Origin of the sequence: Streptomyces sp. NPDC007205 (genome assembly GCF_040634095.1) — a bacterium.
Lineage (GTDB): Bacteria > Actinomycetota > Actinomycetes > Streptomycetales > Streptomycetaceae > Streptomyces.
In genome coordinates this window covers 159,298-174,604 of the sequence record NZ_JBEYEW010000005.1, presented here as the reverse complement: position 1 = coordinate 174,604, position 15,307 = coordinate 159,298, and the positions used below count along the sequence as shown (strand labels likewise).

The following is a 15,307-nucleotide window of genomic DNA, read 5'->3' as shown; positions in this document are numbered from 1 at the left end:
CGGCGCGCGCAGACGGCGTATGACGTAGGAAACCGGCGACATTCCGGCGGACGGGCGGGAGCCATGAACGATGCGGCCATCGACTACGCGGAGGTGTTCCAGGCGCTGCCGGGCGCGGTCGCGCTCTTGACGCCCGCCCTGGTCTTCGCGGACGCCAACAAGGATTTCCTGCGGGTGGCCGGACGCGCCCGCGAGCAGGTCGTAGGGCGCTATTTCTTCGATGTCTTCCCGGCCAACCCGAATGAATCCGGCGCATCGGGCATGCATAACCTGGCCGCCTCACTGCAGCGGGTCCTGACCACCGGCGAGCGTGACGCCATGGCCCTGCAGCGGTACGACGTGGAGGATGCCGAGCGGCCCGGGGAGTGGGAGGAGCGCTACTGGAGCCCGGTCAACGCGCCGGTGTCCGGCCCGGACGGGAAGGTGGTGCTGCTGGTGCACCGGGTCGAGGAGGTCACCGAGCTGATCCGGGCGCGTGGCGGGCCCACCGGCAGCCGGGGCCGCGTCCTGGAGGCCGAGCTGTACACCCGCGCCCGTGAGCTGCAGGAGCTGAACGAACGGCTGCGCCAGGCCCACGCCCGCGAGCGCGAGGTCGCCCTCGCCCTGCAGGAGGCGATGCTCCCCGCCCGCCGGCAGGTCGGCCATCCCAACGCCGCGGTGCGCTACCGGCCCGCGGTCGGCGCGCTGAACGTGTGCGGAGACTGGTACGACCTCGTCGACCTGGTGGGCGGCAATCGCATCGCCGTGGCGGTGGGCGACGTGGTCGGCCACGGCCTCGAGGCGGCCGGGGTCATGGGCCAGCTGCGCAGCGCGCTGAGCGCCGCCTCCCGGGTCGCGGCGGGGCCGGCCGAGGCCCTGAACATCCTCGGGCGGTACGCGCACGTCGTCGACGGCGCCGAATCGGCCACCGCCGTCACGACGTTCATCGACTTCGACCGGCACACGATCAGCTACAGCAGCGCGGGGCACCTGCCGCCCGTCCTCCTCCACCCCGAGGGCCGTGTGGAGTTCCTCGACCAGGCCACCGATCCGCCGCTCGACGCCCGCCCCGACCCGATTCCGAGGCCCCAGGCCTGCACGTCCTACGGCGAGGGGGCGACCCTCGTCCTCTACACCGACGGTCTGGTCGAGCGCCGCGGCGAGGACATCGACACCGGTCTGGCCCGCCTCGCCGGCTCCCTCGTCCGCCATCGTGAGAAGGACCCCGAGAGCCTCGCGGACGCCGTCCTGCTGGAACTGCTGCCTCCCGGGGGTGCCACCGACGACACGGCACTGGTGATCGTGCGGCTGTGACCGGACGTGGTGGGGCGGGGGCACGGGCCCCCGCCCGTCGTCCGTCGGCTCCTGCCGTACGTCAGCTCTTGCCGTACGTCAGCTCGTGCCGAGGAGCTTGTCCATCTCCTTGATCTCGGCGTTCTGCGCGGTGACGATGGCCTCCGCCATGGTCTTGGCAGGCCCGTAGGCGCCCTTGTTCTTCTCCGTCCCGGCCATCTCGACGGCCCCCTGGTGGTGCTCGACCATCATGGAGAGGAACTTCGTGTCGAAGTCCGCGCCCCTGGCCTTCTTCAGCTCGGCCATGTCACCGTCGCTCATCATGCCGGACATGCCGGACATGCCGGACATGCCGGAGTGCCCCGAGTGGTCCATGCCGGCCATGGGCACCTGCTCGCCCCAGGACCTGAGCCAGCCGGTCATGGTGCGGATCTCGGGGTCCTGTGCCTTCTCGATGCGGGTGGCGAGGTCCTTCACCCGCGGCGAGGCGGCCCGGCCGGCGGCGAGCTGCGCCATCTCCAGGGCCTGCCGGTGGTGCGGGATCATGCCCTGCGCGAAGGCGACGTCCTGGGCGTTGTGAGCGGTTCCGGGCGATGTGCTCGTGGAGGCCGACGGCCCGTGGGCGGCGTGGCCGTCGCCGCCACCGCTGCCACCGCAGGCGGTGAGGACGAGGGCGGCGGCCGCGGCCACCGCCACCAGGGCGGCACGGCTCGTCGAAGTACGGCTGGTCATGCTGGAACTCCTGTTGTTCTCAAGGAATGTGGGGCACGCGTGAGCACGACGGCGAGCGCTCCGCCGGCAGGCGGGCGGCTGCGGCCGGCAGGGCCCTCTAGATCCGCAGGAGTTGGAGTTCGGCAAGAGAGGGTGGGGCGCGGGCGCCATCCGGTGCCGAGGCCGCACGGGAACGCGGACCGGGGGCCGGCGCGGGAGCCGTCACCGGGTCGGGGGCGAGTGCGGGCAGCTGGGGGCCGCCGTTCACCGCGCCCGAGGCGCAGGTGGGGTCCGCATGGTGCAGATGGCCGCCGCCGCAGTGGCCGTCATCGCCCGGACAGTCGTCCTGCGCGGAGACCGCGACGACACCGGTGAGACGAGCGGACGGGGCGTGCTCCGACCGGCCCATGCCTCCGCCGGGTGCCAGGGCGTGCATCCCCAGCAGCCCCGCGAGCACCGCGAGCACGAGCAGCGCACGCCACCGCCACTGCGGCGGGTGCGGGGCGCGCGGTGCGGTCCTGGGCATCGGCACCATCGTACGGTGCCGATCCGAGTCCCCACGCGGAGCTCGGTGTGGGCGGAGCCGTTCGGAGGCGCGCCCGCAACCGGTGTGGTCCGACCTTTCGGATCGGACCACACCGGTTGTGATACTTCGCTAAATTACGACTCGTGCGCCTGCTCGGCGGCGCCTACTTGAGCGCAGAGATAAAGGCTGCCAACCCGCTGAGGAGCGTGCCCGTGGCCAGCAGCACGGCATTGATCACGGACAGACTGACCCGGCTCCCCGAACCTTTCCCGGCCGTGCTCGCGTCCCGCTCACCGGCCCACGGCCTCACCGGCGTCCGATCGACGCGAAAGGTGGTACGTACCAATCTGCGCATGACAGCCCGACCCTCTCCCGTATGAGGCCCTCACCACTGAGAGCCCCCTGTTGCCGTCCATCATTGGCGAGCAGCCGGAGAAGTATCGAGAACACTTGTTCCTCAAATCCTCGCTAGGGTGAGGGGTTTGGCTCCTGATGGCGCAGAGCACTTCGTCGGCGCGTGCCCCGCTGCCACTCAACGAGGAAATGACACGGGTCACCATCAGGAACCTGGTCGGCAGGGTCGAAGCGGTGGCCATGGTGGTACAGGGTTTCGCGATACTGAGCACCATCAACGTCGATCAGCTCAGCGGTGCGGGTCGGACCCTCATGTACTGCCTTACCGCGCTGCATATCGGCGCAGCCGGTGTGACCGCACGTGTCGGCGGCCCGTTTTTCCACGGCGGCTCATGGCCGTTCCTATGGCTGGCAGCCATCCTCGCCGCGCCGCTGCTGATGGCCTTCCTGGTGCCGTCCGGCAATTACGGCGTCAGTCCGGCCTGTCCGCAGCTTTGCGGCTACTCGGCGCCTCCGGTGGCGATCGTGGCCTTCTACCCATGGGTGGGAAAGAACTTCAACTATCTCAATGCGGGACCCAAAGCGGCACTCATTTCGCTGACCTCGATCGAGCCACTGGTGATCGAACTCCTCTTCAACGGGAGGATCACCAAGGACAACGTCCAGGGGCTGATCGCACAGACGTTCATCGTGGTCGGCATCTGGGCAGCAGGGGAAGCCATCGGTCGTATCTGCCGGAGAGCGGCGGCAGCGCAGGCCGAGACGCTGCGGCGGGAATACGACCGCCAGTTCGGTTATCTGCACAGCGACATCGAAACCAGCCTGAGACTCGTGGAGTTGCATTACCGGGACGACGAGCCACGGCGGGTTCTGGGCGCCCTCAACGACCTCAAGAACACCGTTCTCGACGAGAGACTGGCGCTGACCCTCGCCCAGGACGTGATCTCCGTGGCGGATGTCATCCGACTGCATGTACGGAGGATGCGGGGCCGGCTGGACTTCGTGTCCGTGCCGTCGGTGGACGTCATCAGCCTGCCTCAGGAAAAGGGCAGGCTCCTCAGCCAGGCTTTGGGCGATCTGCTGAAGAACTGCCTGGTCCACGGTGGACACCGAGTGGAGATCGAGTTCTGGGTGGACGACCAGGACATCGCGCACCTGCAGGTCTGTGATGACGGCCCCGGCTTCGACGCATCGACGCTGGACAACCCGCTCACCAGTCTGAATGCCCTGCGGCGCCGCGCTGTTGCCGCAGGAGGCGACCTGCGCAAGGTCCCCGGCCCGCAGCCGGCCTGCCTCCGGCTGGCTCTTCCCATACGCCAACCGAAATGAGAGAGGGGACCGTCCGTTGAAAGTGCTCTTGGTCGAGGACCACCGGCAGTACGCGGACTTGATCCAGGAGAAGCTGGAGAGCAAATTCGGCTTCGACGTCACCGTGGCCACCGATCCAACGGCCGCCCACGGACATCTCCATGCCCATCGGTACGACGTCGTCGTGGTGGACGTGCTGTACCGGAAACTGTCGGAATCGTACAACCAGCAACGGGAACGCGCCCGTTCCTCCCTCTCGCAACTCCGTCCGTTCAACATCAGCGGCCTCAGCACGCTGCGCGAGGTCACCCGGTCGCCCGAAACGGCCATGGTGGTCTGGACGAGCGGTGACCCGAACCGCACCCTGCACATCGTCATGGCCTACCAGACTTTCAGAGTAAGGGCCTTCTGCTCCAAGGAGTCCACCTACTCGGACATCGCAACAGCGATCAGCGCCGCTGCCGAGCGGCGGCCCCATGTGGACGTGACACTGCGACCGTTCCTGCCGCGTGCGACCCTGCCTCCGCTCGGCGAGATCCTCTTCAAAGAAGTCCGGTGGCGGGCCATCTGGCGGGCCCTGGCGGCGGGATCGCCAGAACACGAGGTCACCGCCCGGATGACCAACTACGAGGTCCAGACGGTCAGGAAGACCATGGCGCCCATGGCGGAGTCACTCTCCGCCCTCAGCCCGCGGCTCACCTCGCGGAGGCAGCCGCTCAACATCCTCAGCAGCTACGCCACGTTCCACTGGGAGTTCTTCCTCGACCGTGCTGTCGTCGAGATGTTCCCCCACACCTCGGCAAACAGCCGTTCCTGACCTCGGCCCGTGCGAAGGGATTCATCGATGTCCGACAGCGAGACGTTCCTCGACGTCGTCATTCCGGCCTACCGGGAGGAGGAGTGGCTGCCGGATCTCCTCGACTGCCTGCAGCGGCAGGACCTGACCGGGGTACGGATCATCATTTCCTGCTCCTGCCCCCCGACCGAGCAGCACATCCCCCTGCCCTGGGCCGGCGGACACACCTCGATCCCGGACGTATCGGTGGTGCGGGCCGACATGGGCGTCGCAAACGCCCGCAACGCCGGGGCCGCCGCGGGCACAAGCCCGTGGATCCTCTTCCTCGACTCCGACGTCCTGATACCCGACACGTTCGTCTCCTCCGTGCGGGGCATCACCGCCGGCGCCCCGGCGGCTGCCATGACATTCGGCTACTACGCCGACTCGCACCGCTGGCCACTGCGGGCTGGGACCCGCCTGTGCTACTGGTACCTACGACTCGCCTTCCGCCTCGGCAGACCGGCGCTTCCCGGGTTCGCCACCCTGGTACGTCGGAAGGTGTTCGAGGAGGTCGGCGGGTACCGACCCGATCTGGGAATCTCGGAGGACTTCGTCTTCTCCGACGAGCTGGCACACGCGGGACACGCCATCACGCTGCACCCGGATCCGTGGGTACTGTTCTCGGTCCGCCGCTTCGACACCTCTCTCGTCGCCGCAGCGCGTCTGCTGTGGCAGTACCTGCTGATCGACCTGGCCCGCCGAACCCGGGGAAGGCGCTATCTCCACGGCCAGATCGACTACGGCTTCGGTGAGCACCGCAGGCGCTCAAGCAGACGCCATCCGGCGGAGGTCCGCCAGTGGCGCACCCATTAGCAGCGCTCCCGGAGGACGGCGCCCACATGCGCGAGACACAGCCACACTCCGCTGCCGCGTCCCAGCGGCGCTTCTCCGTCATCATCCCCACCTGGAACGAGGCCCGGGCGCTGCCGGCACTCATCAGCCGGCTGCACGGGAGCCCGTGGGTATCGGAGATCATCGTGGCCGACCACGCCTCCGAGGACGGCACACCCGAGATCGCCCTGGCCGCGGGCTGCCGCGTCGTGCCGGGCGGTCGCCCGGCGGCCGGACGGAACGCCGGAGCCGCCGTGGCTCGCGAGGAACTGCTGCTCTTCGTGGACGCCGATGCCGTCGTCACCGTCCAGGTGCTGTCCGCACTGACAGACCACTTCGCCGACGCACACGTGAACCTCGTCCACTTCCCGCTCTTCCCCCTTACGTCGAGGCGCTTCATCCATCTGTGCTACCGGGTCATGGACCACTACTTCACGGCATGCGACCGTCTGAGGACGTGCCAGGGAGTGGGGACACTGATCGCGGTACGCAGCAGCGTCTTCCGACGGGTCGGGGGCTTCGACGAGACGATCCTCGCCGGGGAGGACGCGTATTTCATCCGGGAGGTCGGGCGCCGGGCCGGAGGCGTTTGCTATTCCCACCGGGCGCGAGTGGAGGTGTCCGCACGGAGATTCCTCGTCGAGCCCGCTCCGCTCTTCGTCGCGAAGACCGTTCTGTGGGGATTCCTGCGGCTGATCGGCTCGCGCAGAAGCCTGGTGGGCTACCGCTGGAAACGCTACGACCAGGCAGAGGGCAGCTCATGAAGCCGGCCGGGTACACGGCCGGCTACTCCCAGGCGGCGGTGGCTGCGGTCGTCACTGCCAACATCGGCGGCACCACGGCCGCCTTCGCACCGGTCATGGAGCCACCGTGGCCCTGTTGACCAATCTGCTCGTCGCTTGGCTGTCCGACCGCTTCCTGCATCCCCTGCGCGGTCGGCAACCATGGATCGTCGGCAGGGGCGATCCTGGGCACCGCTTCGCTCCTCCTCTCCTCGGAGGCGTCAGGAGTGCCGGCTCTCGCGACCGCCCAGCTCACCACAATCCCCGACGACGGCGATGGGGTGCGCGACCGGCTGGACGGACTGGGGTGGGACGAGGACTTCGAAGCCTGGTACCCGTACGAGGGACGCCCGGGGTATCACCCGGCCAACTCGCCACCGTCTGTGTCCTTCCGCGACCGCCTCGCACAGGACGACCGCGCCATGAGCTTCTCGACTTCGCCTTCAAGGAGGTCTGCGGGCGATCCGCTGTCTCCGGCAGCCAGAACCGGGGATCGATGGACGCGTTCTCGGCCGGCTTCGTGAACAACATGCGGCTGATGGACAGGGACGCCTACTGGCTGGAAACCAACACCAACGGCCGCTGCACCATGACCCTCAAGTAACACACAGGCGCAGCGGGGCGGCACGGAACCCATACGCGCCGCCCCGCTCTGTTACGCGTAAGGGCCGGTCAGCCTGGCTGCGGGCAAGCGGCCCTGCTCGACGTCGGCCCGGGGGATGCGGATGCCCAGGATGTCGCCGACGGCCTGCCACACCACGCCGTGCAGCCCACCCTCCCGCGCGTCGAGAAGGTCGTGCCACTGCGGAATGCCGTAGCCGGCGGGACAGGTGGCCCCGGCGGCTTTCAGACCCTCGCCCAGGACGGCCGGCTTGCTGCCCTCCACTGCATGCGGGTGGTCCGTCAGATCGTCGCCGAAGTTGTTCAGGTACACGTTCCCGTCGCCGGGTGCATAGGCCAGGTAACTCGGGTTGACCGCCACATTGGCGTTCAGGCAGATCAGTTCCTCCCCGACCGCCGGAGTTACCTTGACCTCGTCCTCGAAGAACCACTCGCACCAGGTGCACGCTCCCCGGTCTTCCAGGACGTACGCCCACTCACCGGACGTGCCGTACATGCAGGCTGCGTCCCGGGTCGGGTGGAAGTCCCGGTACGGCACGGCGCGCGACACCTCCTCCTCGTCCGCGCCCAGCCTGAGCAACAGATCCCTGACCGTGACCCCGCGCGCAGCGGTCATGGAGATGCCACCGCGCATCCCCTCGGACACCGGTTTATCGAACGTGTGCCGCCCTATCCACTTCAAGCCATCATCCACCGCGCTGCGCCTCCTCGGTGTCATTGGGTGCCCACCGTCATGATGCCCCGGCGCCCGGCCTGCAGCAGTCGACCCCCGTGCGCGGTCGGGTCGTCTTCCGACTGTGCGTACATGAAGACACTCGGTACCTGTGTCTGGCAGATGTGCAACCACCGACAGGACCTCTGGCGGTACTTCACGTTCGCGCACGACCTGTGCAACGCGGCCACCGAACGGGACCTGTACGCGACCGGTCAGCTCGCCGACTGCTGTACGCCCTCCCTCGACCCGGTGACGGTACCGGCGGCCGAACGCATCACGGTGCCGCGCCGGCCGCTCCCGTACGACGTGTACGTCGACGGCACCCGCTACCGCGGTGAGGTCAACGTGCACGAGGTCCTGTGCCACGCGATCGACGAGGGTGACCTGCCGGTGATGCCGGCCGAGTTCGGCCTGGTTGTCCCGCTGCTGCTCCGCGACGGCCGGATCACGGCAGAGGCGTTTCTGCGGTACATGGACCGGGTCTACTGCGATCATTTCGCCAGGTCATGCAGAGCGGTCACCTGGCCGGCTTCTCACAGGACTACGGCACGGCCATTGCGGCTCGGGTGATGGAGCAGTGGTGGCATGGAATCTGGTTCGCCATCGGGGCGGGCAGCCTGATCGAAGCACAACCCGACCTCGTGGCCGCCGACCGGCGACACTGACCCCCGCTCCGTCACCGCGCCGCGATCGGCGCGGGCCGCTCGTGCGGCCGCCTGCGCGGAGGCCGGGGTGTGCCTGGAAACCGGTTACGCCTCAGTCATTTTCATGGATGAGCACGGTCGCGACGCCCTCGACTACACGTTCACCCTAATCAACGGCTCTCTCTTCTTGGAAACAGCAACCTCATACGACTACGGCGATGATGATCCGACCCGCTCTTCCCAAGCCGACCGGTCACGGCGATGACGTGGACCGTTGCCCGGTCCTGGGCCGGGTCGGTCCCCGCAGGGTGTGCCTGAGCACGCCGTAGTCGGCGGCCGAGGGAGGCATGCCGCCCACCTCTTCAGCCATCTGGTTGGAGACAGGCAGCGCGAACGCTAGTTGGTGCTCCTTGGTGGGTAGGCCACTTCTGGCCCCCGCACCGGTGTGGTGCGCCTGCGACCGCGTAGGTGGGCCATCCACTGAAGAGGAGTTGACTATGCACGCGAGCAAGGGTGACCGCCTTGTGGTGCACGGCAGGACCGTCGGCAACGAAGACCACGTAGTGGAGATCGTCGAGGTGCTGGGGCCCAACGGATCACCGCCCTACCGCGTGCGCGCAGAGAATGGCCACGAAACGATCATGAGCCCTGGTCCGGACTCTGTGGTCGACCACCGCAAGGCCTCGGATCCGGGCTGAGGTAGCAGGGCACTCCGTACCACGCGCTTCCTAGCCGTACGCGCTCAGCGGTCGGGCCGTCGTGGGCAATCTCGCCCTGCGGGCCCGACCGCTCAGGACTCGTCGCCGACTTCGGCGCCCGGCGCCCTATGCCTGGGATCGTCGCCATCACCTCCTAGCGGCCCTCCTCCGGCAGGCCCGCCAGCGCGTCGTCAGCTTCCTGCGCTGCCTCGTCGCCGCACTCGACGAGCATGGGGGCACCCCAGGGCGGGGCCAGGGCCGCGCAACGCAGAGGGAGAACCGTCATGACGCTTCAGCGGATGGACAACGTCGGCATCGTCGTCGAAGACCTGGACGCCGCCGTCGCCTTCTTCACCGAACTGGGCATGGAGGTCGAAGGCAAGGCGCATATCGAGGGCGTCTTCGCGGATCAGGCCGTCGGACTCGACGGAGTCCGCAGCGACATCGCGATGATGCGGACCCCGGACGGCCACAGCAAGCTCGAGCTCGCGCAGTACCACACCCCCGCGGCGATCGGCGACGGATCGCACAACCCGCCGCCGAACACGCTGGGCCTGCACCGGGTCATGTTCGCCGTCGACGACATCGACGACACCCTCGCCCGCCTGCGCCCCCATGGCGCCGAACTCATCGGCGAGGTGGCGCAGTACAAGGACATCTACCGCCTCTGCTACCTCCGCGGCCCCTCAGGAATCATCCTCGCCCTGGCCGAACAGATCAGCTAGCGGCACCCCCCCCCCCCACCGCCGTGTCTCACGAGAAACGGCGAAGTCTGGAGAAGGACGGGTACCGGACATTGATCCATACGCCGAGCCCCGCGCCTGGCCCGTGTTGATCCAGTCCCGACGGGGTGTCTTGATCCAGGCCCGGTTCCCCGACCCAGTCCGAGCCGCCGTGAGCCTGCCCGATGGCTTTGTCCTCGACGCCGTTATGTGACCTGTACCGGTGTCTCAGACCCTGGATGTCTCAGGCGGCGCACCTCCGTGGACGAGACGCGTTCGCCGCCGATGGTTCGGGAGCCGAGGGAGGAAGTAGGGCCGCGCGGCTGTCTGCGCGGCACAGATAACCCGCGCGAATGAAGCGGATTCAGCGGGCCGCCGGCGTGGTCGTCGGCTCTGCGGTGGGTGACGCGCTGGGTGGTCCCTTCGAGTTCGGTCCCCAGGGAGCGTTCTCCGCGCGGTTTTCCGTGCCTGGCGCCGGTGGCGAGATGTGCGGAGGCGGTGGCTGGGATCCCGGCGAGGCGACCGACGACACGCAGATGGCCGTCCTGGTCGCGGAGTCGCTGCTGGAGCGGGGCGGACTGGATCTGCCGGACATCTTTGCCCGCTTCCAGCGGTGGGCGGCATCAGAACCGAAGGACATCGGCTTGCAGACCGAAGACGTCCTCACCAACGGCAGGCCCTGGGACCTCGCCGCCGCGCTCCATTTCCAGGTCAACCAGCGAGCAGCGGGAAACGGCTCCTTGATGCGGGCATCGACCTCCGCGGTCCACTTCGCTGCCGCCGGCCAAGAAGCCACCATGGACGCGGCCCGCCGGATCGCTGCCCTGACCCACGGTGACCGCGCGGCCTGGGAAGGCACCGCGATCTTCCACGAACTCATCCGCGTCACGTTCGAGGGCACCGACCCCCTCACCGCGCTCCCGGACATCCTGGCTCTTGTCCACCCTGACCACCGCGGCCGTTACGCCACCGTCCTCGCGACTGACTGGCACCCCGATCAGGCGACCGAGTTCAACGGTGCCGTCTGGCCCTGCCTGGGCTCCGCCGTCTGGGCCCTGCGCACCACCGCCGGCTTCGAAGACGCGATACGCGCGGCGATCGACCTCGGCGGTGACACGGACACCGTGGCTGCGGTGACCGGAGGCCTCGCGGGGGCGTACTACGGGCTGGATGCAATCCCCGCCCACTGGACCCAGCCGCTCCATATCCCCCTCCCGGGCTTCGACGGACGGGTGCTGCATCTGGCAGATCTGCTCCACCTTGCACACCGCCTCGGAGGCTGAACCGGCTCCTGCTCCGCGATGGCACTCTCCACGAACACCAGCCCTCAGCCGCAGCCACCTGATCAGTGGCTCCTGACCTCCCGCGCCGTTCGCAGCGCCTCCTCGAACCGGGGGCGGACCCGCCCCCGGGTGCTGATCTTCTCGCTGAAGATCTTGTCCCTCGGGATGCCGTGCTTGCTGAGCGCGTCGAGCTGGGAGTCGAGTTCCTGACCGAGGGTCGAGCAGCGCGCGTACCCGATGCGGATGTCCGCGCTCGTCAGGTCCGGGTCGGTCGGCGCCGGCCGCCCGGGCCGGCCGGGGTCGGCACCCGCAGCGTCTTCTTCAGCCGGGGCACCCTGAAGCGGCGGTCACTCGGGGAAGGCTGCTGAGGGTCCGTCATGGGCCAGGACTCTCGCACAATGCAAGTCTCAAAAGTGGGTCCGTCCCGCTTTTGAGTGAGAGCGGGTTCTGAGAACGAAACCGGGTTCGGCGAGGGTCCAGCGGCCTATGATTGATCTTGCTCGCGCAAAGGACCGTTTATGAGAATCGGAGCAAGGGGCCGCGCTGCGCCGTCCCGGGAAACGAGACCAGGCCGCCGCCCACTGGAGAAGACCGTGTACCTCGCCTTTACCGGCGCGCGCTGACAGGCGAATCCCGGCACGCGCCAAGGTGACGTTCAGGCAGGCTGCGGGGCGGGCGTTGTCGGAGCGGCCGCGACCTTGCGGGTCTCGCGCATTATCAGCAGGCCGTTGACCACCATCAGTGTCGCGGTCAGGCCGTGGACGCCGAGCGCGCTGGCCACGGAGCCGTGGTGGGCCAGCACGGTGGTCATGTCGCCGTATGCGGCGAGGGCTTCCACCAGCAGCACCCAGCCCAGCGCCCGGCGGTGGCCCGTCACCAGCAGGACGCCCAGGACCAGGGCCAAGACGACGTCGCGGATTCCCTTGATGATCAGGAAGCCGCCGCCGTCGCCGGACGGCCAACTCGGCAGGCCGAAGCCCGGCGCCGTCGTCTCCGGGCTCAGGATGAACTCCGCCCCGAACCCATGAACGTGACCGCGGTGACTCCCGTGGCCTGCCACACCGCGGGCGGCCCGTGAGCGCCTCATCGTGGCGACGGCCCGCGAACTAGCCGAGCACCAGGGCTGGGACACGGTCACCACGCGCCGGCTCGCCGAGCGCATCGAGTACAGCCAACCCGTCCTCTACAGCCACTTCCGTGGCAAGCGCGAGATCATCGGCGCCGTCGCCCTCGAGGGCGCTGCCGAGATGGCCGCGGCGCTGCGGGCCGCGACCGCCGCCGCGGACGGTCCGCGCGCCCGGGTCACCGCCCTCGCCCGCGGCTACCTCGACTTCGCCGAGCGCAACCCGGCGGTCTACGACGCCCTGTTCCAGCTCGACGGCGGTCTGGCGTACGCGCAGGAGGACACCCCGGAACCTCTAGAGCCGGGAGTTCTATGGCCTGCTGGGCTTCGAGGAGGTCATGAACCATGGCTGGATCATGACGCTCGCTTCCCCGTCCGCTCCGGCAGCGCAAGTCAGCGTCATGACCAGCGACAAGACCGCCCCGGTCACCCCCGACATGAGTGTCGAAGTCGACGACGTGGACGCGGCCTATGCGGTCATGCGGGACAGCGGCGCGGAGATCGTTCACCCCTTGCAGGACGAGGAGTGGGGCGTGCGGCGGTTCTTCGTCCGCGACCCCAGCGGCCGAGTGGTCAACGTGCTGGGCCACCGCTGACACCTTCCCCGCACGACCTGGGAAGGTGCTGGTTGGTCACAGCCACTCGTTGATGGCTGCGACCAGCACGGTCGCTTCCTAGCGGACCGCGAGCTTGTCACACCTCCATCACCGAGCCCATACCGGACTCGACGTTCTCGACCGCCAATGCACGCCAGGATCACCTCGCAGACTTCGATGCTGCACTTCGCCCCGGTGAAGCGCCGTGCCACCGCACACGGGCGGCGGAACCGTGCGACCCAAGTTCTGACTAACCATCAGCTAACTCGGCAAAGGGTCAGCATGAGACCGCCCGAACATGGCTACAGATGACGGCAGGTGCGCATCAGCCCGCATCCATGATTCGTGCGGTGACCTGGGAAAACACCGGTTCCAACGGAGCTGGTCGAGTGAGGAGCGAGCCGTGTTCTACTACCTGCTCAAGCACGTGCTGCTGGGCCCCCTGCTGAGACTCGTCTTCCGGCCCCGGATCGAGGGGCTGGAGAACGTGCCGGCGTCCGGCCCCGCGATCGTCGCCGGGAACCATCTGTCGTTCTCGGACCACTTCCTGATGCCGGCGATGCTGAAGCGACGCATCACCTTCCTCGCCAAGGCGGAGTACTTCACCGGCCCGGGGCTCAAGGGCCGGCTCACCGCGTTCTTCTTCCGCAGTGCCGGGCAGATCCCGGTGGACCGCTCGGGCAAGGAGGCGGGTCAGGCCGCGATCCGCGAGGGCCTCGGCGTGCTGGGCAGGGGCGAACTGCTCGGGATCTATCCGGAGGGCACCCGTTCGCACGACGGCAGGCTCTACAAGGGCAAGGTCGGCGTCGCCGTGATGGCGCTGAAGGCCGGGGTGCCGGTGGTGCCGTGCGCGATGATCGGCACGTTCGAGGCCCAGCCGCCCGGGAAGGTCGTCCCGAACATCCACCCTGTCACCATCCGTTTCGGCAAGCCCCTCGACTTCTCCCGCTACGCCGGCCTGGAGCAGGAGAAGGCCGTCCTGCGCGCCGTCACCGACGAGATCATGTACGCGATCCTGACACTGTCCGGGCAGGAGTACGTCGACGAGTACGCGGCGGTCGCCAAGGCGGCACAGGCACAGGCGCAGACGCAGACGCAGACGCAGGCAGCCGAGAAGAAGGCACGCAGGTTCCCGCGGGCGCCGCTGAGCTGACCTCTGCCGTCGGCAGAAGGAAGGCGCCCGGGCCTGCCCGCGTGCCTAGGCTCGCCGTATGAAGAGGGCTGTGGTGATAGGGGCGAGCGGGCAGATCGGCCGTCCGACGGTGGCCGCGCTGGTGCGGGACGGGTGGGAGGTGACGGCCGCCTCGCAGGGCGGCGGTCGGGACGCGGCGTGGGACGCCGGGGTACGGACGGTGCGGCTGGACCGCACCGACGAGGCGGCCCTGGCCGCGGTGGTCGGCGACGGCTGCGATCTGCTGGTCGACATGGTCGCCTACGACGGCGCGCACGCACGGCAGCTGACGTCCCTGGCCGGCCGGATCGGCTCGGCCGTCGTGGTTTCGAGCGTGTCGGTGTACGACGACGGCTCGGGCCGGAACTTCGACACGCTGCACGAGCCGGGCGGCTTTCCCGCCTACCCGGTGCCGGTCCCCGAGACGCAGCCGACGGTCGCACCGGGCGAGGCGTCGTACAGCACCCGGAAAGTCGCGCTGGAGCGTGAACTCCTCTCTGTCGGCGGTGAGTTGCCGGTCACGGTGCTGCGGCCGGCCGCGGTGCACGGCCCGTACAGCCCGCTCCCCCGCGAGCTGTACTTCGTGAAGCGGAATCTGGACGGCCGGCGCGGTCGGGTGCTCTCCTACGGGGGCGGGAGCCGGTTCCATCCGTCTGGCGCGCGGAACATCGCCGAACTGGTGCGACTGGCGGCGGCCCGGCCCGGTACCCGGGTGCTCAACGCCTGTGACGGCGAGGCGCCGACGGTCGCCGGGATCGGCGCGGCGGTCGACGCGGTGATGGACGTGGAGACCCGGACGACGCTGATCGACGGGCCCCCCGAGGGCTCGGTCGGCGGGACGCCGTGGTCCGTTCCGCGCCCGGTGGTCTTCGATATGGCCGTTGCTGAGCGGGAGTTGGACTACCGGCCGGTGGTGTCGTACGCCGAGAGCCTGCCGGAGACGGTCGAGTGGCTGACCGGTGTGCTGGCCGGGCGGGACTGGCGGGAGTGCTTCCCGCTGCTCGCCCGAGGGTATCCGGATCTGTTCGACTACGCGGCGGAGGACGCCTGGTCCGGAGCGTGAGCTTCGCGGCATGAGCATCGCGGCATGAGCTTCGGCGTGAGCGAGGGGC

General features: G+C 68.8%; 19 protein-coding genes and 1 pseudogene. 13 read left to right on the top strand and 7 right to left on the bottom strand.

Annotated features, from left to right (window positions below; translation table 11 throughout):
• Positions 1-63: 63 nt before the first annotated feature.
• Complete coding sequence (locus ABZ624_RS11805; RefSeq protein ID WP_360085663.1) at positions 64-1,293, top strand: SpoIIE family protein phosphatase; 1,230 nt, start codon at positions 64-66, stop codon at positions 1,291-1,293.
• Positions 1,294-1,371: 78 nt separating this feature from the next.
• Here ABZ624_RS11805 and ABZ624_RS11800 read toward each other — a convergent pair whose 3' ends face one another.
• On the bottom strand, positions 1,372-2,004 hold the full coding sequence (locus ABZ624_RS11800; RefSeq protein ID WP_360085660.1) for a DUF305 domain-containing protein: 633 nt from the start codon (positions 2,002-2,004) through the stop codon (positions 1,372-1,374).
• A gap of 97 nt (positions 2,005-2,101) precedes the next feature.
• On the bottom strand, positions 2,102-2,509 hold the full coding sequence (locus ABZ624_RS11795) for a DUF6153 family protein (RefSeq protein WP_360085657.1): 408 nt from the start codon (positions 2,507-2,509) through the stop codon (positions 2,102-2,104).
• 492 nt (positions 2,510-3,001) lie between these two features.
• Here ABZ624_RS11795 and ABZ624_RS11790 point away from each other — a divergent pair, with 492 nt between their 5' ends.
• The 4 genes from ABZ624_RS11790 to ABZ624_RS11775 are packed head-to-tail and all read left to right on the top strand — an operon-like array spanning position 3,002 to position 6,604.
• A complete protein-coding gene (locus ABZ624_RS11790) occupies positions 3,002-4,192 on the top strand; it encodes a hypothetical protein (RefSeq protein ID WP_360085654.1) in 1,191 nt (396 codons plus the stop codon).
• A gap of 16 nt (positions 4,193-4,208) precedes the next feature.
• Positions 4,209-4,988 carry a hypothetical protein gene (locus ABZ624_RS11785; protein WP_360085651.1) on the top strand — a complete coding sequence of 260 codons (780 nt, stop codon included), beginning with the start codon at positions 4,209-4,211 and terminating at the stop codon, positions 4,986-4,988.
• A 27-nt stretch (positions 4,989-5,015) separates the two neighbouring features.
• Positions 5,016-5,822 carry a glycosyltransferase gene (locus ABZ624_RS11780; protein ID WP_360085648.1) on the top strand — a complete coding sequence of 269 codons (807 nt, stop codon included), beginning with the start codon at positions 5,016-5,018 and terminating at the stop codon, positions 5,820-5,822.
• Positions 5,823-5,848: 26 nt separating this feature from the next.
• Positions 5,849-6,604, top strand: a complete 756-nt coding sequence (locus ABZ624_RS11775) for a glycosyltransferase (protein ID WP_360085645.1) — start codon at positions 5,849-5,851, stop codon at positions 6,602-6,604.
• A 22-nt stretch (positions 6,605-6,626) separates the two neighbouring features.
• Here ABZ624_RS11775 and ABZ624_RS11770 read toward each other — a convergent pair whose 3' ends face one another.
• Positions 6,627-6,815, bottom strand: coding sequence for a hypothetical protein (locus tag ABZ624_RS11770; protein ID WP_360085642.1), 189 nt, complete (start codon positions 6,813-6,815; stop codon positions 6,627-6,629).
• Between the two features lie 462 nt (positions 6,816-7,277).
• Positions 7,278-7,859: a hypothetical protein gene (locus ABZ624_RS11765; protein ID WP_360085639.1), complete on the bottom strand. Its 582-nt coding sequence runs from the start codon at positions 7,857-7,859 to the stop codon at positions 7,278-7,280.
• Between the two features lie 189 nt (positions 7,860-8,048).
• Between ABZ624_RS11765 and ABZ624_RS11760 the strand changes: the two genes are divergently transcribed.
• The gene (locus ABZ624_RS11760; protein ID WP_360085636.1) at positions 8,049-8,528 is read left to right on the top strand and encodes a hypothetical protein; all 480 of its coding nucleotides are present in this window, start codon (positions 8,049-8,051) and stop codon (positions 8,526-8,528) included.
• A 571-nt stretch (positions 8,529-9,099) separates the two neighbouring features.
• Positions 9,100-9,300, top strand: a complete 201-nt coding sequence (locus tag ABZ624_RS11755) for a DUF1918 domain-containing protein (RefSeq protein ID WP_360085633.1) — start codon at positions 9,100-9,102, stop codon at positions 9,298-9,300.
• 154 nt (positions 9,301-9,454) lie between these two features.
• On the opposite strand, the gene ABZ624_RS11750 is transcribed toward ABZ624_RS11755, so the two are convergent.
• Positions 9,455-9,586, bottom strand: coding sequence for a hypothetical protein (locus ABZ624_RS11750; protein ID WP_360085630.1), 132 nt, complete (start codon positions 9,584-9,586; stop codon positions 9,455-9,457).
• On the opposite strand from ABZ624_RS11750, the gene ABZ624_RS11745 reads away from it, so the two are divergent.
• Together ABZ624_RS11745 and ABZ624_RS11740 are read left to right on the top strand one after the other, a co-directional pair.
• Positions 9,585-10,025 (top strand): VOC family protein, encoded by a 441-nt coding sequence (locus tag ABZ624_RS11745; RefSeq protein ID WP_360085627.1) that lies wholly within the window; start codon positions 9,585-9,587, stop codon positions 10,023-10,025. The genes ABZ624_RS11750 and ABZ624_RS11745 overlap by 2 nt on opposite strands.
• A 350-nt stretch (positions 10,026-10,375) precedes the next feature.
• Positions 10,376-11,305 carry an ADP-ribosylglycohydrolase family protein gene (locus tag ABZ624_RS11740; RefSeq protein WP_360085624.1) on the top strand — a complete coding sequence of 310 codons (930 nt, stop codon included), beginning with the start codon at positions 10,376-10,378 and terminating at the stop codon, positions 11,303-11,305.
• A gap of 62 nt (positions 11,306-11,367) precedes the next feature.
• On the opposite strand, the gene ABZ624_RS11735 is transcribed toward ABZ624_RS11740, so the two are convergent.
• Both ABZ624_RS11735 and ABZ624_RS11730 read right to left on the bottom strand, forming a co-directional pair.
• Positions 11,368-11,544, bottom strand: a complete 177-nt coding sequence (locus ABZ624_RS11735) for a recombinase family protein (protein ID WP_360086052.1) — start codon at positions 11,542-11,544, stop codon at positions 11,368-11,370.
• 416 nt (positions 11,545-11,960) lie between these two features.
• Positions 11,961-12,392 carry a DUF4267 domain-containing protein gene (locus ABZ624_RS11730; protein ID WP_360085621.1) on the bottom strand — a complete coding sequence of 144 codons (432 nt, stop codon included), beginning with the start codon at positions 12,390-12,392 and terminating at the stop codon, positions 11,961-11,963.
• Between ABZ624_RS11730 and ABZ624_RS11725 the strand changes: the two are divergent.
• The 4 genes and pseudogenes from ABZ624_RS11725 to ABZ624_RS11710 form a co-directional block, all read left to right on the top strand.
• A pseudogene (locus ABZ624_RS11725) lies at positions 12,391-12,729 on the top strand (helix-turn-helix domain-containing protein); the annotation flags it as partial. The gene ABZ624_RS11730 and the pseudogene ABZ624_RS11725 sit on opposite strands and share 2 nt — an antisense overlap.
• Before the next feature lie 16 nt (positions 12,730-12,745).
• Complete coding sequence (locus ABZ624_RS11720; RefSeq protein ID WP_360086049.1) at positions 12,746-13,024, top strand: VOC family protein; 279 nt, start codon at positions 12,746-12,748, stop codon at positions 13,022-13,024.
• 403 nt (positions 13,025-13,427) lie between these two features.
• Complete coding sequence (locus ABZ624_RS11715) at positions 13,428-14,177, top strand: lysophospholipid acyltransferase family protein (RefSeq protein ID WP_360085618.1); 750 nt, start codon at positions 13,428-13,430, stop codon at positions 14,175-14,177.
• Between the two features lie 58 nt (positions 14,178-14,235).
• Positions 14,236-15,258 (top strand): NAD(P)-dependent oxidoreductase, encoded by a 1,023-nt coding sequence (locus ABZ624_RS11710; RefSeq protein WP_360085615.1) that lies wholly within the window; start codon positions 14,236-14,238, stop codon positions 15,256-15,258.
• Positions 15,259-15,307: the final 49 nt, after the last annotated feature.